This is a genomic window from Syntrophorhabdales bacterium (genome assembly GCA_035541455.1).
Taxonomy (GTDB): domain Bacteria; phylum Desulfobacterota; class Syntrophorhabdia; order Syntrophorhabdales; family WCHB1-27; genus JADGQN01.
In genome coordinates, this window is sequence record DATKNH010000128.1 from 1 (window position 1) to 18956 (window position 18956).

Below are 18956 nucleotides of genomic sequence, written 5' to 3' on the forward strand. Positions count from 1 at the left end.
TTTACTGGGCCCTACCATCATTCGAGAACTCACCCACCCGGAACGGTGCAAAGCTCAGAGGCGAGGGGGCAACTAACCCTCAACAAAAGATACGTGTGCGAGGAACACTATGACCGAACAGAACGGAAGCGCCTTGGCCCTGGCTGAGAAATATTACACTCAATACGGATTGAGGGCAAGAGAGTTGAAAGCCGCAGGCAGGAAGATCATAGGCTACCTGACAGCCATGGGTCCTGTGGAAATCCTGACGGCAGCAGGCGTGGTGCCCTTTCGCCTCAAAGGGAATGTAGCAGAGGCAATAACCAGGGGCGACGCCTACATGGAAACGATTGTCTGCCCCTTCGTGAGAAGTGTCTTCGATGCAGCGGTCAAAGGAAAATTCGATTTCCTTGACGGGCTCATACTGCCGCATCAGTGCGACTCTATCGACAGGACGAGCGACATCTGGAACTACGACCTCACGTTGCCTTATTTTCATTTCTTGAACGTCCCCCACATGACGGATGACCCTTCATTCGAATTCATGAAGGAAATACTTCGGATCTTCATTTCCAGTCTCGAGAAAGTAACGGGTGCGAACATCACCAGCGAGGCGCTGGCCGGGGCAATACAGGCACACAATGACAACAGGCGTCTGATACGAGAACTCTATGCACTCAGGAAATCGAATCCTCCCCTCATCTCCGGCACGGAAATGATGAAGGTCCTTGTTGCCATAATGAGCCTTCCCGTCGACGAATCAAGCGCCTTGGTGGAAAGCGTCATTCGTGACGTCAAGCAGAGAGAAGTGGCCGGTAACGGGAGGAGACAGAGGATTATGTTGATCGGCGATCAGATAGATGATGTGGCAGTGACAGAGATAATCGAGGCCGCAGGGGCCTGGCTCGTCATGGACGATATATCAATAGGCGCAAAGATGCACTGGGCGGATGCCGACGCCAGCGCGGAACCGGTACACGCGATTGCCGAGCGCATACTCAGAAAGCTGAAATTGCCGACGCTCGCAGAATCGGGAACAACGTACAACGAAAGCGTAGATTCGCGGTTCGGTCACCTGCGACGCCACATCGATGAATTCAACGTAGACGGGGTCATTCACATAGTCTACAAGTACTGCGATCCTTATGGCTTCGAAGTTCCAGCACTAAAGAACTTTATTGAATCGAACGGGACTCCGGTCCTGTACCTCGAGGATGAGTACTCCACCTCTGCGCTCGGAAGGGTAAAGACCAGGATAGAGGCATTTCTCGAAATGATTGCCTGACAGGTTACTGAGAACGGAAGGGGAATCCATGGCAGAACAACGGAAAGCGAGACAACTGGCAACAGAAGCCGCAGTGAAAGTGCCGAAAATTGCGCGGGCCAATCTGGTCGCTACGGTAAAGGCGAAAGAAGAAGGAAAGAAGGTCGCCTATGCCTTTATTGATTCGGGACAGGAAGAGATTATGAGAGCGATGGACATTGTCCCCGCCTGGGTTGAAAGTTTCTCGGGTATCTGCTCGGCAAAGCGTGACGCTGAGAAGTACCTTCAAAAGGCGGAGGCAGACAATTTATCCCGGTCGCTGTGCACGTATGCAACGTGCAACCTGGGCTTCGACATGTGGCGGCAGGAACTGGAAGGCGAAATGCCTCCGGGGGCTCCCTGGGGTGGGCTTGGAAAACCGGACATGATTATCGGTAGTGGACAGCAGTTATGCGATCCCCGGTTCAAGTGGCCTCAAGCGACTCAGTTCTATCTCCGGGATGTACCGATGTTCCTCGCTGGTCTCTATTACCCACCCTGGGACCCGACTCTTGACGAAAAGGAATTCAAGGAACAGGAGAAGATCTACGTCAACTACACTGCGGCCGAATACAGGGAGCAGGTCAGGTTTTGCGAAAAATATACGGGCAAAAAGATGGACTGGGATCGCTTCGAGCAAATCGTCGATCTGACCGATCGCACCTGGGACTTGTTTGTAGACACGTATGAACTCCGCAAGGCGGTGCCCACGCCGATGGATACCGGAGACGCCATGAACACGATGGTGCCCTTCGCCTTCAATCTCGCCACCCAGGAGGCGTATGATTTCTACCTGGCGCTCAATGCAGAATTGAAACAGAAAATTGCAGAGGGAAAGGGCGTAGCGGAGCATGAAACATACAGACTTGTCTGGGGGGCAGGTCTTCCTTCCTGGTTCGCCTTGTCTGATTTTCAGTATTTCAATGACAAGGGAGCTGTATTCCCTGTGGAGATCACCTACCGCAACGCGGAGAAGATCGAACGGCTCGAACTGCCGAAGACAAGCGACCCGATCGAGCACTGCGCATGGAGGCGGGTTAAGTTCTGGACCCATTGGTATGAGAAGGCGCGCAAACGGCCAGGTTCTCTTCCCAAGGTTGAACGCATCATCGAGTATCTGGAAGGTTACGGCTGCGTGGGGGTGGTCTTCCATTCTGCCTTTTCCTGTCGGAGCTGGCACGCAGGCATCGTCCAGCAGGCCCAGGTCTTGAGGAAGATGTACGGGGATATCCCTGTGCTTATTATGGAGGGCGATATTGTCGATATCAGTGCGTACAACGAAGTCGACACCCACAACAGGATCGACGCCTTCATTGAAACACTCGAGGCACGCAGGATTCAGAAGAGGCCATAGACCTATCACGCCCAGCCGCCGCCTCTAGTCTTCCTTGGTAAATGCAGTCGCTATCTGAATCTGATTATCGACGAATGTGATGCCTTGCACGCCGGCCACAGCCCGCCCGGCATCCGTTTTCTCATGGGGTACACCCACAGTTCCCGTTAACCTGATCTTAGATGGTTCAACAACAAAAACGGAGACATAAGGTGGTGCGAATCCTGCCTCCACGAGCGCAGCCTCGGCTCTCCTCGCAAGGCTCATCATACCAAGCGATTGCATCGCGTCCATGGAACGGGATTTCATTGCGTCGCTGGTGGCCATATTGATCACGATGTCTGCTGCCAAAGGAATCGACAGGTGATCCATGTTGAGCACGACATCATAGAGCTCGGGGTTATCCCAATCCGCACCGAAGGCGAACTTGATGAAAGCGGCTCGCTCGTGGTCGATTCTCTGGAGTACCCTGATAGCCTCCTCCCTCCGTAAGCCCCGTTCCTCCATGTTTCCGATGCGTTTTCCCAGTGAGGCAGTGACCCTGACATGCATGGCGCACGGAAACTCTCTCAAGAGGAGGTGACTTCCTCTGCCCAGGAACAGGGCATTCCCCTGGCTCGCGAGCTCATAAATGACTGCCATCAGGCGATTCAGATGTGCCTGGGGGCGTGACGAAAATATTCTCTGAAAAAGAGAGGGCACCTTCTCGTCTATGTCCTGCACATCCTTGAGGAAGCCCATTTCCCGCGCTCTATGCTCGATGGCCTCTGTATCGTAGAGATTGCAGTGCAGCTCTTGTGCGACCCGGCGGGCTATTTCCGATCCGTTCGCGCCCATCTTCCTGGAAAGCGTAATGAAATACATTGGGCACCTCAGAGGCGGATGTTTCGTCTTCCTATGTACCATTCTGGTAGAGCTGGTTTTCCCTGTCAAGTGGTTTTAGGACCCGGATAACTCTCTCTACTTCTTTTTGGTCTGCCAACGTGGTGCGAGAGGAAATCGCGGATACATTGAATCTCCGAGCACAATGCGCCATTGCGTAGCATGGCAAGTATCCCCTTGACATGAACTCAAACTCAGCGGTAAATTAAACCGACCGGTCGGATTACTTACATTGCGCGGGCTTACAATAAGATCATCATGAAGCGGAAAAATTCAGCTAAACCGTCACCAAAATCGGACAAAAAAATCAACGCCATCGCTACTGCTGCCGGGAAGCTTTTCAGCACAAAGGGCTACGTAGAGACGAGCATGGAAGACATTGCAGCAACCGCGAAATTAAGCAAAGGCGGGATGTATCACTACTTCAGCTGCAAGGAGGACATACTCTATTTCATCTTGTCCAATTTCATGGATTTGATGCTGGAAGGTTTTGAGCAGGAGCTCCGGGACTTGCAGAACCCGGCAGATAAGGTCGGACATGTTATCTCGCGCCACGTGGAGGCCTACGCTGCTCACATGTATTCAGCAAAAGCTCTCCTCAATGAGGCCTATAACCTTTCGACATCGAAGCTATCGAAGATCAAGTCCAAAGAAAAGAGGTACTTTTCAATTATAGCAGGAGTCCTTTCCTTATATTGCGGGCATACGTTACCCAAAGAGAAGCTGACGGTTGTTACGTTCAATCTGCTCGGAATGTGTAACTGGATTTATTCCTGGTATAATCCGGAAGGTTCGATACGTCCCGATCAGCTATCGGAGATCATTTTCGAGAACTTTACCAAGGGTTTGTCGGCTTTCAGGCGTCACCATGAGCATGCTGACTGATTCGGGGAGTATCAGATAACGGAGGCAGCACATGAAGAGAGAGACCGATTACGGGTATGAAATCAAGCCTGTATATACGCCCGAGGACATCGAGAGCCTTGATTACGCGAGAGACATAGGAGACCCCGGCTCATATCCTTTCGTTCGAGGGTATCATCCGAACGGGTATCGCAGCCGTGTATGGACAAGGCGGATGACCGCGGGGCTCGGGTCTTCCAAAAAAACCAATGAGGTGCTCAAGCAGTACAGGGAAATGGGTCAAACACAAGGGATGCTGGTGATCTGTGACAGGCCCAATGCCATGCCTATAGATGCCGATCATCCCATGGGCAGAAGAGAGGCTGGTGTTCTGGGATGGCATGGAGCCTCTTTGCTCGAATTCGAGGAATTGATGGACGGGATCCCCTTGACCGGGCAATCTATCACGTTGCTGGGCTCCTCTGCCATGTCCGCGATGCGGCTGGCCTACATCGTGGTTCTTGCGGAAAAGCGCGGGGTGGATTTGAAGGAGGTGCATGGCAGCGTGACGGAATATCCCTTCTGTCACACCTTCGGCCAGACCGATCATCTGCCTCTCGATCTCAATATCAAGCTCTGGCTCGATTCCTCAGAATACATTGTGAGAAACAAAATACGCATGCGCTCCGGTATTCTCAGTCAGCATTTTCAGGAGTCCGGCGGCAACAACGCGCAGGCGCTCGCCGTGGAGATCGCGCAGCTCAAAGAGTTGCTCGGGCTACTGGTCAACGATCGGGGCCTCGACTTCGAAGATGTTTCGTTCCTCCCGTATGAACTCGTGAGCATCGGGTCGCGCTTTTTTGAGGAAATAGCCAAAGTCCGGGCCCTGCGAAGGATGTACGCGAAAATGGCCAAAGAAACCTTTAAGGCAAAAAGCGAGAAGGCTTGCCAATTGTTGATATCCGTCCATACGTCCGGACGCACCATGACGTATCAGCAGCCTCTCAACAATATCGCGCGATGCGCGATCCAGACTCTCGCCGGAGCCATTGCGGGCTGCACCGCAATCGACAATGCCTGCCTGGACAACGCGCACGCAGAGCCCTCGGCTTTCGCAGCGAGGATGTCCTTGAACACGCAGCACATCGTGTCTGACGAAACCGGGGTAACCGATGTTACAGACCCTCTCGCCGGTTCCTATTTTGTGGAGTACCTCACCAGCAAGGCGGAAGACGAAGCGTACAAGATCCTGCAACAGATAGAAGACCAGGGTGGCATGATCGCAGCCGTGAAGAAAGGTTACATCCATGCCATGATGGAAGAATCGGCCCGGAAACGGCAGAAGGAAATAGAATCAAATGAGCGCCTGATCGTAGGGGTGAATGAACTGGTCATTCCTCAGGAAGAAGACGATGCTATCCCGATCCAATCGGTGGAGGCATCCGACTCCGAAGCAATAGCCAGGCGCATGGAGGATTGGAAGAAAACAAGAGACATACCTCTATTGCAGGAAAAAATTGCACAACTTCATAACGACGCAAAAAAGGGTGAGAATTATAATCTGATGCCGTCCATTATAGAGGCTGTCAAAGCGTACGCCACTGCTGCAGAGATAATGGGTGTCATCCGGATGGCCCACGGATTTCATTATGACCCGTTGGAAATGATCGATTGTCCGTTTGATATGTAAACGGCATTAAGGGGGGGATAGAGCCTCGTTGCTGAAACCGGAGGTGTGCTTTATATGAGCATCAAACAGCGAATCAAAGTCCTCGTATCAGTTATCGGGCTTGACGGGCATTTCACGGGTGCGGAAATCGTATCCCGCTCTCTGATGGATGCCGGAATGGAAGTGGTATATCTCGGCATTTATCAAACCCCGGAGATGATAGTCAATGCAGCTATCCAGGAGAGCGTGGACGTAATCGGTATAAGCAGCCATGCTTCGAACTACGATCAAATACACCTTCTGATAGATTTACTGAAAAAGAACAACATGAGTCACATTCCGGTAATTTGCGGAGGCGCCATACCGAAACAACACGCTGAGGCACTGATAAAAAAAGGCGTGTCCAAGGTATTTCCGCCTCAGAGCACCTCCGATTCAATTGTGGAGTACATTGTTTCCACGGTAACAAAAGAGAGAACATAGACAGCACGTAGAATGGTTGATCATATTGTCGAAAAGATTGTCAGCGGCGATGTCAGAGCCGGCGCAAAGTTACTCCGTGATATAGATGACGGAGCCGGGGGCACCCGAGAAATCCTGAAACGCCTTCACAGTCATACCGGAAAAGCCTATATAATCGGGATCACCGGCGCTCCCGGGGTCGGCAAGAGCACCGTGGTGGATCAAATGATCCGAGCATTGAGAAAAAACAGGAAAACAGTGGGGGTGCTCGCCATAGATCCGACCAGCCCCTTGACTGGTGGAGCTATACTTGGGGACCGTGTCCGTATGCAGCGGCACAGTCTGGATGAGGGCGTGTTTATTCGCTCGCTGGCGACCCGAGGTCAGTTTGGCGGGCTGACCCAATCCACGCGTTCGGCGATCGATGTGTTGGATGCCATGGGCAAAGATTACATCGTTGTCGAGACGGTAGGAGTCGGCCAGGACGAAATCGATATTGCGAAAAGCGCTCATACAACGGTGATCGTCGTGGTGCCGGGCATGGGGGATCATGTTCAGGCCATCAAGGCCGGGATCTTTGAGGTGGGGGATATCTTTCTGGTCAACAAAGCTGATCGGCCGGATGCTGAAAAGACGATGAATGACCTCAGTGCAATGATTGATATCACAAAGAAGAAGTTCAAGAAAGAAGGTTGGCAGCCCCCCATTCTTATGGCTGAAGCCATCAACAACAAGGGTATCCTCGAACTGCTGCACGAAATCGAAAAGCACCGGGAAAACCGGAAAGCCTTGTCGCGCGAGTCGGCACTTCGCCATGAAACAGCCAGGGCGCGTGTCGAACTGGTGGACATGATAAAAAGCAGGCTCGTTGAAGAGGCGTTGAACCACATAACCGACAGCCCTGAATTCAAGAAGTGCCTGGATAGCATCATCGAGGGCACCAAAGACCCGTATTCCGCATGTGATGAGTTGTTATCAACAAAACTGCACTTGCTCGAGTGATCGAGCGGTTGGGATGAGAAGATACCTATGCGCACCCTCGAAGCAGACGTCCTGATTATAGGAGCGGGCCTGGCAGGCCTCAGGGCAGCGATCGCAGCAGCACAGAACGGCGCCTCCACAATCCTTGTCAGCAAATCGTCGATAGGTGCCGGATGCAACAGCATCCTGGCGGGCGGAGGTTTTGCCATGGCAGTGTTAGGGGTCACTGAGGAAGAACACGCCACGGCAACCATCGGCGCGGGGCAACAGATAAACGAGCGAAAGCTCGTCGAGAAGCTGGTCCGGGACGGCGCAAAGGAAGCTGATTTTCTGAAAGAGATAGGTATCGATCTCGTGCCTCAGAGTTTCGGAGGCAGGGTGGACACAGGAACAAGCACAGGCGGCGGCAGGATGAATGGTGGCGTTCTTTTGATGAAGAAGGTCACCCGGAAGGCCCGTACGTACGAGCATCTCCGCCTTATTCCTTATTTCTTTGTCTACAACATTCTCGTGTCGGGCGATGCCGTGTGCGGGGCGATAGGGTTCGAGAGAGATGGCGCCCCCTGCATGATCTCGTGCAAAGCACTTGTTCTCGCCGCCGGCGGTGGCGCAGGGGTCTACGCCAACAATGATAATTGCAAAAGCATTGCAGGAGATGGTTATGCCCTGGCGCTTGAGGCCGGGCTTTCCCTCGCGGACATGGAGTTCGTGCAATTCTATCCTCTGGGATTTAACGAGCGCGGGCTTCCGAGGACCATTATCTTTCCACCCATTCCTGCTGAGGCGTGGATGCACGACGCTGGGGGGAATGATCTCTTGGAAAAACATCGGATTGAAATGACCTTGCACAACTTCGTGGTTACTGCGCGGGACCGGGCGTCATACCTGATCTATAAAGAGTCGCAACAAGGTCAAGTCTTTCTGAACTATACGCGGGTCCCTGGAGACAAGTGGGGGGAATATCCCTTGACGCTCTTTCCGAGAGAGCGCTTCAGGTTTGAAGAGAGGCCTTTTCAGATAACCACAGTGGCCCATTTTTTTATGGGAGGCGTCACAACACGCGTCCCGGCTGAGACGGACGTGCGAGGCCTGTTTGCAGCGGGCGAGGTAACAGCGGGTGTTCACGGCGCAAATCGCCTGGGCGGAAACGCACTCACTGAATGTCTGGTCTTTGGCGCTGAGAGCGGGGTGCGCGCGGCCGACTTCGCGAGAGGCGCGCGGTCAAGCCATGCTGCGTTCAAGGCGGATGACTGGCTAGGCTCGCTACTGCAGAAGAAAGGCGATGCAGAAGCGAGGGCAGCACTTTCGGGCATAACGCGCAGAGTGCGGGATATTGCGTGGAACCATGGCGGCCCTGTTCGCAATGAAACCGGCATGAGAAAGGGTCTATCCCTTCTGGAAGAGTTGACGACGGCACTCGAATGCGTGGCCATAGACACCACGATCGATCTTATCTTAAAAAAAGAGGCGGCAAACAGCATCCTTGTCATCAAAGCCATACTTCTCTCATCGCTTGCCAGACAGGAGAGTATAGGCGCGTTTCAACGTGACGACTACCCGCATCGCAGCACATCCGCTTCTTTCAGGAGAGTTTCTATCAGCTTGGATGAGAAAGAGAAGTCACTGAAAATCAGCGCGTCGGACGAGCCGTTGCCCGGAGAGCTCGGGGGCACTATCGGCGCCGAAGGCACCCGGAGGGGATCATGAAGACAGAAGAGAGGCTGGCCGAATTTGTGTGCAGCGCGACATTTGCCGATCTGCCGACAGACGCCTTGGACCTCGTCAAGAATCAGCTGCTGACGGTTCTCGGCACGACCATTGCCGGCGCTTCAGCCGAAGGCTGCGAACCGCTTGTCAATCTTTACCGCGAATTGGGCGGCAAAGAGGAGGCTACAATATTGATCCATGGCGGCAAGGTACCCGCGCAGAGCGCAGCTCTTGTGAATGGCGTCATGGCGAGGGCTCTCGATTTTTGCGATGCACTCACCCCCGGAGCTCATATCGGCTCCTCGGTCGTACCTGCTGCACTGGCTGCCGCGGAACTGGCAGACGGTTGCAGCGGTGAAGAATTCCTCACGTCCCTTGCTGTAGGAACTGAGCTGGGCGTCCGGCTGAATCTCACGGAGTCCACCTACGACGGGTTCGATCCAACCGGCGTGTGCGTCGTATTTTCCTCAACAGCAGCGGCAGCGCGCATATTAGGTCTCTCTCAAGACGAGACGCTTAATGCCCTTGCGCTAGCATTCAACAGGTCCGGAGCCAGCTTCCAGAGCAACGTGGACGGATCACTGGCAGTGAGGGTTATTCAAGGCTGGGTCGCTGAGACCGGAGTGATGTGCGCGCGCTTTGCAAGCAGAGGGATCACGGGTCCGAGCAACTTCCTTGAAGGCGTGTACGGCTATTTCCATCTTTTCGGCAGGGACAGAATCGATCCTGCAGCCGTCATCACAGATCTGGGCAGCAGGTTCGAGCTTCACAAGGTGCTCTTCAAAAAATATCCCAGCTGCGGTCTCACCCTCGGAAGCACCGATGTCATACTCGGCCTTGTGCAAGAACACGATATCGACCCTGCCGGCATCGATCACATCGAGGTCACGGTGCCGCCTTACGCATATAAACTGGTGGGGCATCCTTTCCAGATTGGAAACAACCCGAAGGTAAACGCACAGTTCAGCATCGCCTATTGTGTGGCCAACGCCCTGCTCCGGAAGTGTTCAAAGCTGCCTCATTTCGAGGAGTCTGCGATAAGAGACCCTTCCGTGCTGGAACTTGCGAATAAGGTCCGGGTCATTGCGGATCCGACCCTGGAGGCGCGCGGACACACGCCCCTGGACATGCGCGTTGTGATGCTCGACGGCAGAATCTATGAAAGGGGAATCGATATCGCTCCCGGCTTTCCCGGCAATCCCCTGAGTAAGGAGGATCACGAGCAGCGCCTCAGAGATTGCGTTACTTTTGCAAAGAAGCCTCTGCAGAAGAATAAGATTGACGAGATCGTAGGTACGGTCGGCTCGCTGGAGAAAATAAAGGACGCGAGAACCCTGATCCCGCTGATGCTACTGTAGTTCAATTTCTGTATCGGAGGTATGGTAATGAACCTTGTCGATGTTGTCAGAAAATATAGTCGCATTTCTCCTTCTGCTCTCGCTTTCATTGAGGTGAGGCCTGTAACGGGCACAAGGGAAGAGACCACCTGGGCTCAATTTGACGAGAGCACAGACCGGCTGGCTCGCGCCCTCATCGACCGGGGCGCTCAGATTGGCAGCAAGATCTTTCTGCTGGGCAGGAATTCACTGCGTTGGCTTGAAGCCTATTTCGCAATCCTGAAGACAGGTGCATGGGCTGTGCCGCTCAATTTCCGATTCACCGATCAGGACATCAGACACTGCGCACAGGTCGCCGAACCCTTCACCTTTATTTACGACCGGGAGTATGAAGGGAGGATCGAGGGCCTACACGCGGAGCTTACAACAGTGAAGGACTATGTCGCCATCGGCACCGACACATCAGGGGTTCAATCGCTGGAACAGCTTATCAAGGAGACGGCGCCGTCCACGGTGCACGTCCCGTTCTCTGATGACGACGAATGCGCTCTCTACTTCACCTCCGGTACCACAGGGGCCCCAAAACCGGTGCTCCTCTGTCACAAGAACCTCATGGGCGTAGCTCTTACCGAAGCCAGTAACCACAATTTCGTTGACACCGATCGTTTCCTCATGATGCCACCCCTCTATCACCTGGCGATCGGCCATCTGCTCGGGGGCATGCTCGCCGGCGCGTGCAGCGTGCTTCTCACCGAGCAGATCAATCCTCAGTACATAGTTGAAACGATAGCGCGGGAACGCGTGTCGAGCGTGTTCCTGCTCGTGCCCTGGACAGCCGACCTTCTGGATGCCCTCGACAGAAAGCTCATAAAGAAGGAAGAGTACGATCTCAGCTGCTGGCAGGAGGTTTTCATGGGGGCACAGCCGATACCACCCAGCCTGGTTCACCGGTTGAAGGGATACTTCCCCGACATGAAATACGAGACCACCTATGGATTGAGCGAGAGTTCCGGTCCGGGGGTGATCCACCTCGGAGTCCATAACGAGAGAAAAGTCGGCGCCATAGGCAAGCCGGGCCTGCTCTGGGACGCGAGGATAGTTGACACAGAGGGAAAAGATGTGCCACGTGGTGGCGTGGGCGAGGTCATCCTGAGAGGGGCGGGAGTTATGAAGGAGTATTATAGAAACCCGGGGCTCACAGCCCAGGTGATACGAGATGGCTGGCTCTACACGGGCGATTTGGGGCGTTTCGATGAAGAGGGCTTCATCTATCTCGCGGACAGGAAGAAAGATCTTGTGATTAGCGGGGGCGAGAACGTCTACCCGGTAGAAGTCGAGGAGGTCATCCGCAGACACCAGAAAGTGCACGACGTGGCTGTGATCGGCACGCCTGACGAACGCCTGGGAGAAATAGTGACTGCAGTGATACAGGCGAAAAGCGGAGAAGCGCTGCAGGAGGAGGAAATGAAACATTTCTGTGAGGCGAACTTGCCGCGCTACAAGCGCCCACGGAGGTTCATCTTCGCCGACGTGCCCAGGAATCCAGCCGGCAAAATAGAAAAACCAAAACTGAGAGAACGTTACGGCAAGTAAATGACTGCGCCACTTTGAGGAACTCTTATTCTGTTGACAACGCCCTGCGAACGTGCAAGAGTTGCAAAAGGGAAATAATCCATGTAACGGGAGGGTTCGCATGAAAAGGGTTCGTAACGCATCACTGATACTTGTGATTGTATGCCTCTTTTCCGTGTGCCTGGCAGCCTCCAACACTTCTGCAGCAGAGGAAAAGGTAATAACGCTCAAGTACACCAATTTTTTCCCCGCTCCGCACGCTAACAGCGTGATCGCCGACCAGTGGTGCAAAGAGGTGGAGAAAAGGACCAATGGGCGCATCAAAGTCAACTATTATCCGGGCGCCACGCTCACGCCTGCAGCCCAAACTTACGACAGCGTGGTCAAAGGGATTGCTGATGTGGGTACGTCTGTCATGGGCTACACCCGCGGCAAGTTCCCGCTGACCGAGGTTATCGACCTGCCACTCACTTACAAGAGCGGCCTTGTGGCGACAAAAATGATCAACGAATACTATAAGAAATTCAAGCCGAAGGAATTCGACGAGACGCAGGTCATGTATTTGCATGCCCACGGCCCGGGCATCCTGCACACGAAAAAACCCGTGTACAAGCTCGAGGACGTGAAAGGGTTGAAGATACGGTCCACAGGCCTGAGCGCCAAGATCGTGCAATTCCTCGGCGGCGCGCCCGTCGGCATGCCGATGACTGAATCGTATGACGCGCTCTCCAAAGGCGTGGCAGACGGCATCCTCTGCCCCAATGAAGCCCTGGAAGGATTCAAGCTGGGAGAAGTGACGGCCTTTACGACCGAGAATTACGGCTCCGCGTATTCATCCGGATTTTTTGTCGTGATGAACAAGGCCAAATGGAACAGCCTGCCGAAAGATGTCCAGGGGATCATTGAAAAGATTAACGTGGAATGGATAGAAAAGCAGGGCAAGGTCTGGGATGATATCGACATCAAAGGCAAAGAGTTTGCGATCAAGCAGGGCATGAAATATATCTCGCTCGCTCCGGAAGAAGATGCACGCTGGTCGAAAGCCGTGCGACCGATACTCGATGAGTATGTGCAGACAATGAAGGCAAAAAACCTGCCGGGCGAAGAAGCACTCAAATTCTGTCTCGACTACTTGAAGGCTAATCAAAAGTAAGTAGAATCAGCTCAAGGCGGACGCACCCCTGCGTCCGCCTGTACTGCCATTTCGTTTACATCATCTCAGCACTACCCTTCCAACCGGGACTTTGCGCGGTCTGCGCCTGTCTGTCGTGAAGTGCCTTCCCAATCAGGCCGCACCATTTAGCTTTCACCGTGGCAGCGTGCTATCTTTTTACCTTGCAAATCGCCAAAGATGGTCTATCATTGAAACGTAAGGTCTGTGATCGACATCATGTGAATATAGCGCAGCACCCCGACCCGACTCGGTGAGGATAGAGCAAATTCTTTCAGCCTCGATGCGGGTTGGCTCCAGTTATTGTCAGAGTTGGGTCATCCATGGAATAGGCCTTCGCCTAAGGTCAAAAGGTTTTGGCTTTCTCCCGGCGGGAGAGACCAAGATAGAATATGGCTGAACATGGCCAGCCTGATCATCCATAGCCCGGAAGGCAGGCGTGACGTCGAGCTAGGGGATCACAGTACCCTGGGACGCCTTTCGCGGAACCGCATCCGTATTAATGACCCGCTCGTTTCTAAAGAGCACTGCATTATCGTCGTGGACCCTAAAGGCAAGTACGTTATCAGAGATCTGGGGAGCCGCAACGGTACGTTCGTCAACGGCAGGCTTATCAAGGGTGATGCTATCCTCAAGAACGGGGATAGCATCACCCTTGGGGCGACATCGTGCGTCTTCTCCTCCGCAGAAGCGACCGAAAGGCCCCGCGAGTCTGCGGACAGGAAGGAAGCCATGTCTTCTTTCCGCGCTGCCTTCGGAGCAGAACAGCATCGATTCCTGCCGGAAAGCGAGATCCGGGATAACGCCGCCTTAAGGGCAGATTACGAAAAGCTCCGTGTCGCGCATGAGCTCCAGCAGGATATCGGACATGAGTTCGATCTCGGTCGCATGTTTGAGCGTATACTCGACCGGACGTTTGAGCTCATGGAATGTGATCGTGCTGTAATTTTGATGCCGGACCAAGAGGGTGATATGGTGCTCCGGGCCTTCAGGATGCGGCAGGAATGTGACCGCCTGGTCGTCTCTTCGACCATTGTCAAATGCGTTCAGCATGAAAAGGTTGGTATCGTCAGTGGGGATGCGCTGACTGACGAGAGATTTGACACCTCCGAATCAATCCTTATACAGCACATACGCTCATCCATGGCTGTCCCAATCTTGTACGAGCAAGAACTCCTGGGCATTATAATTATTGATTCTTCGGCGATCATCAAAGCATACAGCGAAAAAGATCTTCAGCTCCTCACTAATATCGCTCGGCAGGCAGCTCAATTCATCATGATCGGCCGGATGGCAAAGAGAATCGAAGAGGAGGCGGTAACCAGGGAGCGGTTTCGACGCCTCATGTCGCCCGACCTGGCTGAAATGGTGGTCTCGGGCAAGCTCAAAGTTGAAAAAGGCGGGCAGACTCGCACGGCTACGGTGCTCTTCGCCGATATACGAGGATTCACAGCATTATGTGAGAATATGCAAGCGGACGAAGTGCTTCAGATGCTCAATCAGTACTTCGAGTTGGTGGTCAACGTTGGTTTCCGGCACGAGGGAACAGTCGACAAATTCGTAGGCGATATGGTCATGATGGTGTGGGGTGCACCGATAGCCCATGATGATGACCCGGTCCGGGCTGTGCAGGCAGCCCTGGAGATGCAGGAAGCCTTAGCGGGATACAACAGCGCGCGCCTCAACGCAGGCCAGCCCGACATAAGGATTGGGGTCGGCATCAACACAGGCCCCCTGGTGGCCGGATACATCGGAGCGAGTCGCACGATGTCGTACTCAGTAATCGGAGATACGGTAAATATCGCATCCAGGCTTTGTTCCGAAGCAGGTCCAGGTTGTGTTCTCGTCTCGCACGATACGTACGAGAAAGTCTCGAACTATTTCGAGGTGACCAAACTGGGACCTGTCTCTGTCAAGGGTAAAACGAAACCGGTCAAGGCGTATGAGGTGGTGGGCAGTAAGACATCGCCCGCCTATAAGCCTCTTCGTGACACCAGGTAGAAGGTGAGGTCTGCACTGCCGTGTCAGATATTAAAGTCTCTTTTTTTCTTTGACTCTGATCACCAATAACACTATCATAAGGGAAATCATCTCATCACCTTTGACAAGTACTTTCACTGGCCTGGAACGGGGGGGATTTCCACCCGCTTTTGTGCGGCGTGGCTATAACGGCGGAGGAGAACGGGATGAGTACAGCAACCGGCACGGAACGGGAAGTACCGAAGTCATTGGAGGAGCGGATAACTCCCCACGAAATCGAAGAACTGCTTGATGGTTATAGACGGCTTTTGACACTGCCCGATCTCCACCAGGGCACACGCCATCACGGAAGTCTCCCGACTCGCTACACCTCGAAGATAGCAGATATCCTGCTGCTTCTGGAGAACCGTCTGTGGATCGACGAAGCCACCCGGGTTCGTCTTACCTCGGAAATAAAAAAATCCATATGTTCAGAAAACCGCATCCACTGGGCAGTCCAAGCCCTGAGAAAGCAGAGGGGCAAGAACGAACCTCACGCCCTCTTCTATCTTATCTGGGAAATGTGGGTCAACCTGAAAGCGCGCAAAAGAACCGGCGCGTACACCCTCCTGGCAAGCTTCCTCAACGAAAGAAAGATTCTGAACAAGACGCTCCAGGAATGGAAACCGGAAGACGTGAAGAGGGTAATTCGTCGTATCAAGCGAAAGTCGGAACGTGCTGATTTACGACGAAGCGTGGTCGCGATGCTGGACAATTCCGCGAGTAAAGATGTCAAGTCGCTATGGTCCGGCGCCAGTCCTGCACAGGGAATTGCACCTCAGCCGCAGGACAAGGAAGAGGGCGAAGGCCAGGCTAGCAAGGTAATCGAGCTTCGCCAATCATACCCTGAGCAGATGCGGCCCGTTCTGGAGTCGATCGTGGAAATCCTTGCGTATGGCACCCAGGAACAAAAAGGTGCGCTCACTGCCACCATCGGAGCGCTTCAACAGGCTGTGTGGCTTGCGAGAGATACCGGCGCTCAACGGGAAGAAGAGCGATAGCTCAGGGAAAAGTGGCTGAGAGCCGTTGCGCAACACCGACGTGGAAAATTCGTTTTCGCCCATTACAGTCTAACGTCTTCAGGATCCCGCGCGGCCTTCCAGCCGCATAGCGGATTTGTGTTGCTTCTCCGGGGCGGTAAGCATACCATCTATAATGCGGCCCATGAGCCTATCGTTGGAGGGAGAACATGGCTTCCAAGTACATTGTGGCGGACGGAGGGAGAATGGTCATTGAGAAATGGGCGGGAAATGTCTCTAGCTCTGAAATTGTTGAGCACGAGAAGGCGCAGTGCATGGATCCGTCCATCGCGCAAGGGGCAGTGGTGATCGTAGATATCAGACAGGCTATATTCCCCGAGGCCACGCCCGAGAGTTCGCGTAATTTTGCGTCTCTTCTCGCGCAACCCGACAATAGAGAAAAATTCTCACGCTTCGCTTTGCTCGTCAGTGGCAAGGTGTGGGAAACAGCCAAAGTTCTTGAAAGTGAGACAGAAAAGCTCGGCGTGAGAATCATCGCTTTCACTGACGTGCATGTTGCGTGCACGTGGCTCGGACTGGAGACAGAGAAGATTCTCAAGGGCCTTGATAGCATTGATATCTGATGGACAGGCTACGGCAGGCTGACCGTAGCCGGGCAGTAGCCGGGATGCAGACATCGTACAAGGAGGAAGGATGAAAAAATGTATTCTCATTACCGCGGCCATGGTATTAGGCGCTACGCTGAGCCTGGCAGTCACTATGGTTCATGCTCAGCACTATCCCAATCGCGGTATCCAGATGATTATCCCTATTCCCGCCGGTGGCGGGGGAGATGTGAATGGCAGGATCCTGGCGGACGAACTTGGAAAGCTCCTCGGACAGCAGATCGTCGTGTCGAATAAGCCGGGCGCTTCAGACACGCTGGGAACCGATGCACTGGCGAAGAGCAAGAAGGACGGCTATACGCTCGGGTATACCGACTCGGCAGCTCTGGTCTATTCCCGGATCTCTCTGCCGGGCCCCCTTCCCTACGACGTCGACAAAGATTTCGATCATCTGGGTCTTCATGCTTTCTACCCTATAGCTATAGCGGTCAGGGCGGATTCCCCGTGGAAGACCTTTGGCGAACTTGCCGAGTATGCAAAGAACAATCCAGCAAAACTCCGCGTCAGTACAGCAGGAGTAGGGAGCGCGTCCAACTTCAACGTGCAGATAGTCCAATCCCTCACCGGCGCCGAGTTCACGCATGTGCCCTTCAAAGGAGGCGAAGCTGTGGTGACCGCCCTGCTCGGAGGCCACGTGGAGGTGAGTTTTGATATCGTCGGCAAATGGATGCCTCACGTTGATGCCGGGAAGGTCAGACTCCTTCTGGTCAGCCAGAAAGTGCCGACTCTTCCCAAAATCCCAACCATCACCGAACTGGGCTATAAGCGTGGGTTGTTGACAGGCTGGTTTGGAATGTCAGGCCCGGCAGGTATGCCTGAGGAGGTGAAAAAAGTTCTCATCCCCGCCGTAGAGAAAGCGGTAAAGAATCCTGAAGGAAAGGCCAAGATTGAAAAGCTGCACTATGTTGTCGAATACAAGTCACCCGCGGAAATGAGGAAGCAGATCAAGGACGATTATGAGACAGCCAATGAGATCGCCATAAAACTCGGTTTGAAGAATAAATAAGGACAGGCCGGTTTTTCCTGTTGACATGGTTGTAAGCAACTCTACACCGTTGATTGAGAGACCGGAACAGGGGCCGGGATTGCCGATTACCGAAAGGAGTTTTTTAATGGAACGGGCTGGTGAGCAAACAATTGATGAGCTAAAAGAGAAACTGATCATCGCAAACAAGATTCTGGATATGGAAGGCCTTATCAGGCCACAAGGCCATATCAGTGTCCGTATTCCAAAAACAGATACGTTTCTCATCACAAGGGCTATTGCTCCCGGTATGGCCACCATCGATGACATCGTGGTTGTCAACGCGCTTGACGCGAAAGTCATCTCCGGGAAATATACTTCCACCTATGGGGAGGTCCTGGCACATGCGGCGATCTACCAGAAACGCGAAGATATTCAGAGCGTCGCGCATACCCATTCCCTGTACGTAAGAGTTCTCAGCATGACAGAGACTCCTCTCCTGCCCGTCTCCTTCGAGATCATGAAGGTATCATTCGAACCGGAGAAGATAGGGTTCTACAAGGAGATATGGCACCTTTCAAGTATTCATCCGCAAGCATGCTTTGACGTTGCAGACCTGTTAGGTGACAACAGGGTTGTCATCCTCAAGGCCCACGGCGCTATGATCGCCACAAAAAGCGTCGAAGAGACAACCGCTGTTTCGATTAATCTGGAGGAAGCCGCCAAGCTGCAGGTAATGGCCTCCTCTTTGAAACCCCTTGTGCCTTTTACTGAGAGAGAGAGGGAACAGCAGATCAGCTTCTTGAAGCCTCTCGAGGAAAGAGGCGGAACAGTGTCAGTTTACGGCCGGGCCTGGGAATATTACAAATTTCTCTTATCTCAAAAATAGCTCAGTAACGGCAGCAGCAACTAAAGGCCGACCGCACAAGTTATACTAAGTTGCATTCAAAAATACGACCCAGCCTTCGGCCGGGTGCCCCGGGCGACCAGGAGGATAGCGACGCGGTACCAACCGTCTTAGCCGGGCACCCGCGACATGCCAGATTTTCATTCGTTCATTCGCGGGTGGCAGGGAGTCGTGCCGACGCA

The 18956-nt window shown here is 53.5% G+C and carries 16 protein-coding genes; 15 read left to right on the forward strand and 1 reads right to left on the reverse strand.

Annotated elements, in window-relative coordinates:
* Positions 1–109: 109 nt before the first annotated feature.
* Positions 110–1264, forward strand: coding sequence for a 2-hydroxyacyl-CoA dehydratase family protein (locus VMT71_13780; protein HVN25037.1), 1155 nt, complete (start codon positions 110–112; stop codon positions 1262–1264).
* A 28-nt stretch (positions 1265–1292) separates the two neighbouring features.
* Positions 1293–2636 (forward strand): 2-hydroxyacyl-CoA dehydratase family protein, encoded by a 1344-nt coding sequence (locus tag VMT71_13785; protein HVN25038.1) that lies wholly within the window; start codon positions 1293–1295, stop codon positions 2634–2636.
* Between the two features lie 24 nt (positions 2637–2660).
* On the opposite strand, the gene VMT71_13790 is transcribed toward VMT71_13785, so the two are convergent.
* Positions 2661–3479: a cytidylate kinase family protein gene (locus tag VMT71_13790; protein ID HVN25039.1), complete on the reverse strand. Its 819-nt coding sequence runs from the start codon at positions 3477–3479 to the stop codon at positions 2661–2663.
* 276 nt (positions 3480–3755) lie between these two features.
* Between VMT71_13790 and VMT71_13795 the strand changes: the two genes are divergently transcribed.
* The 13 genes from VMT71_13795 to VMT71_13855 all read left to right on the forward strand — a co-directional run bounded on the left by VMT71_13795 (position 3756) and on the right by VMT71_13855 (position 18756).
* A complete protein-coding gene (locus tag VMT71_13795) occupies positions 3756–4382 on the forward strand; it encodes a TetR/AcrR family transcriptional regulator (protein HVN25040.1) in 627 nt (208 codons plus the stop codon).
* 31 nt (positions 4383–4413) lie between these two features.
* A complete protein-coding gene (locus VMT71_13800) occupies positions 4414–6030 on the forward strand; it encodes a methylmalonyl-CoA mutase family protein (protein HVN25041.1) in 1617 nt (538 codons plus the stop codon).
* A 54-nt stretch (positions 6031–6084) separates the two neighbouring features.
* Positions 6085–6492, forward strand: a complete 408-nt coding sequence (locus VMT71_13805; GenBank protein HVN25042.1) for a cobalamin-dependent protein — start codon at positions 6085–6087, stop codon at positions 6490–6492.
* Between the two features lie 12 nt (positions 6493–6504).
* Positions 6505–7473: a methylmalonyl Co-A mutase-associated GTPase MeaB gene (gene meaB / locus VMT71_13810; protein HVN25043.1), complete on the forward strand. Its 969-nt coding sequence runs from the start codon at positions 6505–6507 to the stop codon at positions 7471–7473.
* A gap of 27 nt (positions 7474–7500) precedes the next feature.
* On the forward strand, positions 7501–9159 hold the full coding sequence (locus VMT71_13815) for an FAD-binding protein (protein ID HVN25044.1): 1659 nt from the start codon (positions 7501–7503) through the stop codon (positions 9157–9159).
* Entirely contained in the window at positions 9156–10517 is a 1362-nt protein-coding gene (locus tag VMT71_13820) for an MmgE/PrpD family protein (protein ID HVN25045.1), read from the forward strand. Before VMT71_13815 ends, VMT71_13820 begins: the two co-directional genes overlap by 4 nt.
* 27 nt (positions 10518–10544) lie before the next feature.
* Positions 10545–12089, forward strand: a complete 1545-nt coding sequence (locus VMT71_13825) for an AMP-binding protein (GenBank protein ID HVN25046.1) — start codon at positions 10545–10547, stop codon at positions 12087–12089.
* A gap of 100 nt (positions 12090–12189) precedes the next feature.
* Positions 12190–13221 (forward strand): TRAP transporter substrate-binding protein, encoded by a 1032-nt coding sequence (locus VMT71_13830; protein ID HVN25047.1) that lies wholly within the window; start codon positions 12190–12192, stop codon positions 13219–13221.
* Positions 13222–13641: 420 nt separating this feature from the next.
* Positions 13642–15240 (forward strand): adenylate/guanylate cyclase domain-containing protein, encoded by a 1599-nt coding sequence (locus VMT71_13835; GenBank protein HVN25048.1) that lies wholly within the window; start codon positions 13642–13644, stop codon positions 15238–15240.
* Between the two features lie 185 nt (positions 15241–15425).
* Positions 15426–16259 (forward strand): hypothetical protein, encoded by an 834-nt coding sequence (locus tag VMT71_13840; GenBank protein ID HVN25049.1) that lies wholly within the window; start codon positions 15426–15428, stop codon positions 16257–16259.
* 188 nt (positions 16260–16447) lie between these two features.
* Complete coding sequence (locus VMT71_13845) at positions 16448–16861, forward strand: hypothetical protein (GenBank protein ID HVN25050.1); 414 nt, start codon at positions 16448–16450, stop codon at positions 16859–16861.
* Between the two features lie 70 nt (positions 16862–16931).
* On the forward strand, positions 16932–17909 hold the full coding sequence (locus VMT71_13850) for a tripartite tricarboxylate transporter substrate binding protein (protein HVN25051.1): 978 nt from the start codon (positions 16932–16934) through the stop codon (positions 17907–17909).
* A gap of 106 nt (positions 17910–18015) precedes the next feature.
* Positions 18016–18756, forward strand: coding sequence for a class II aldolase/adducin family protein (locus VMT71_13855; protein HVN25052.1), 741 nt, complete (start codon positions 18016–18018; stop codon positions 18754–18756).
* Positions 18757–18956 lie beyond the last annotated feature (200 nt).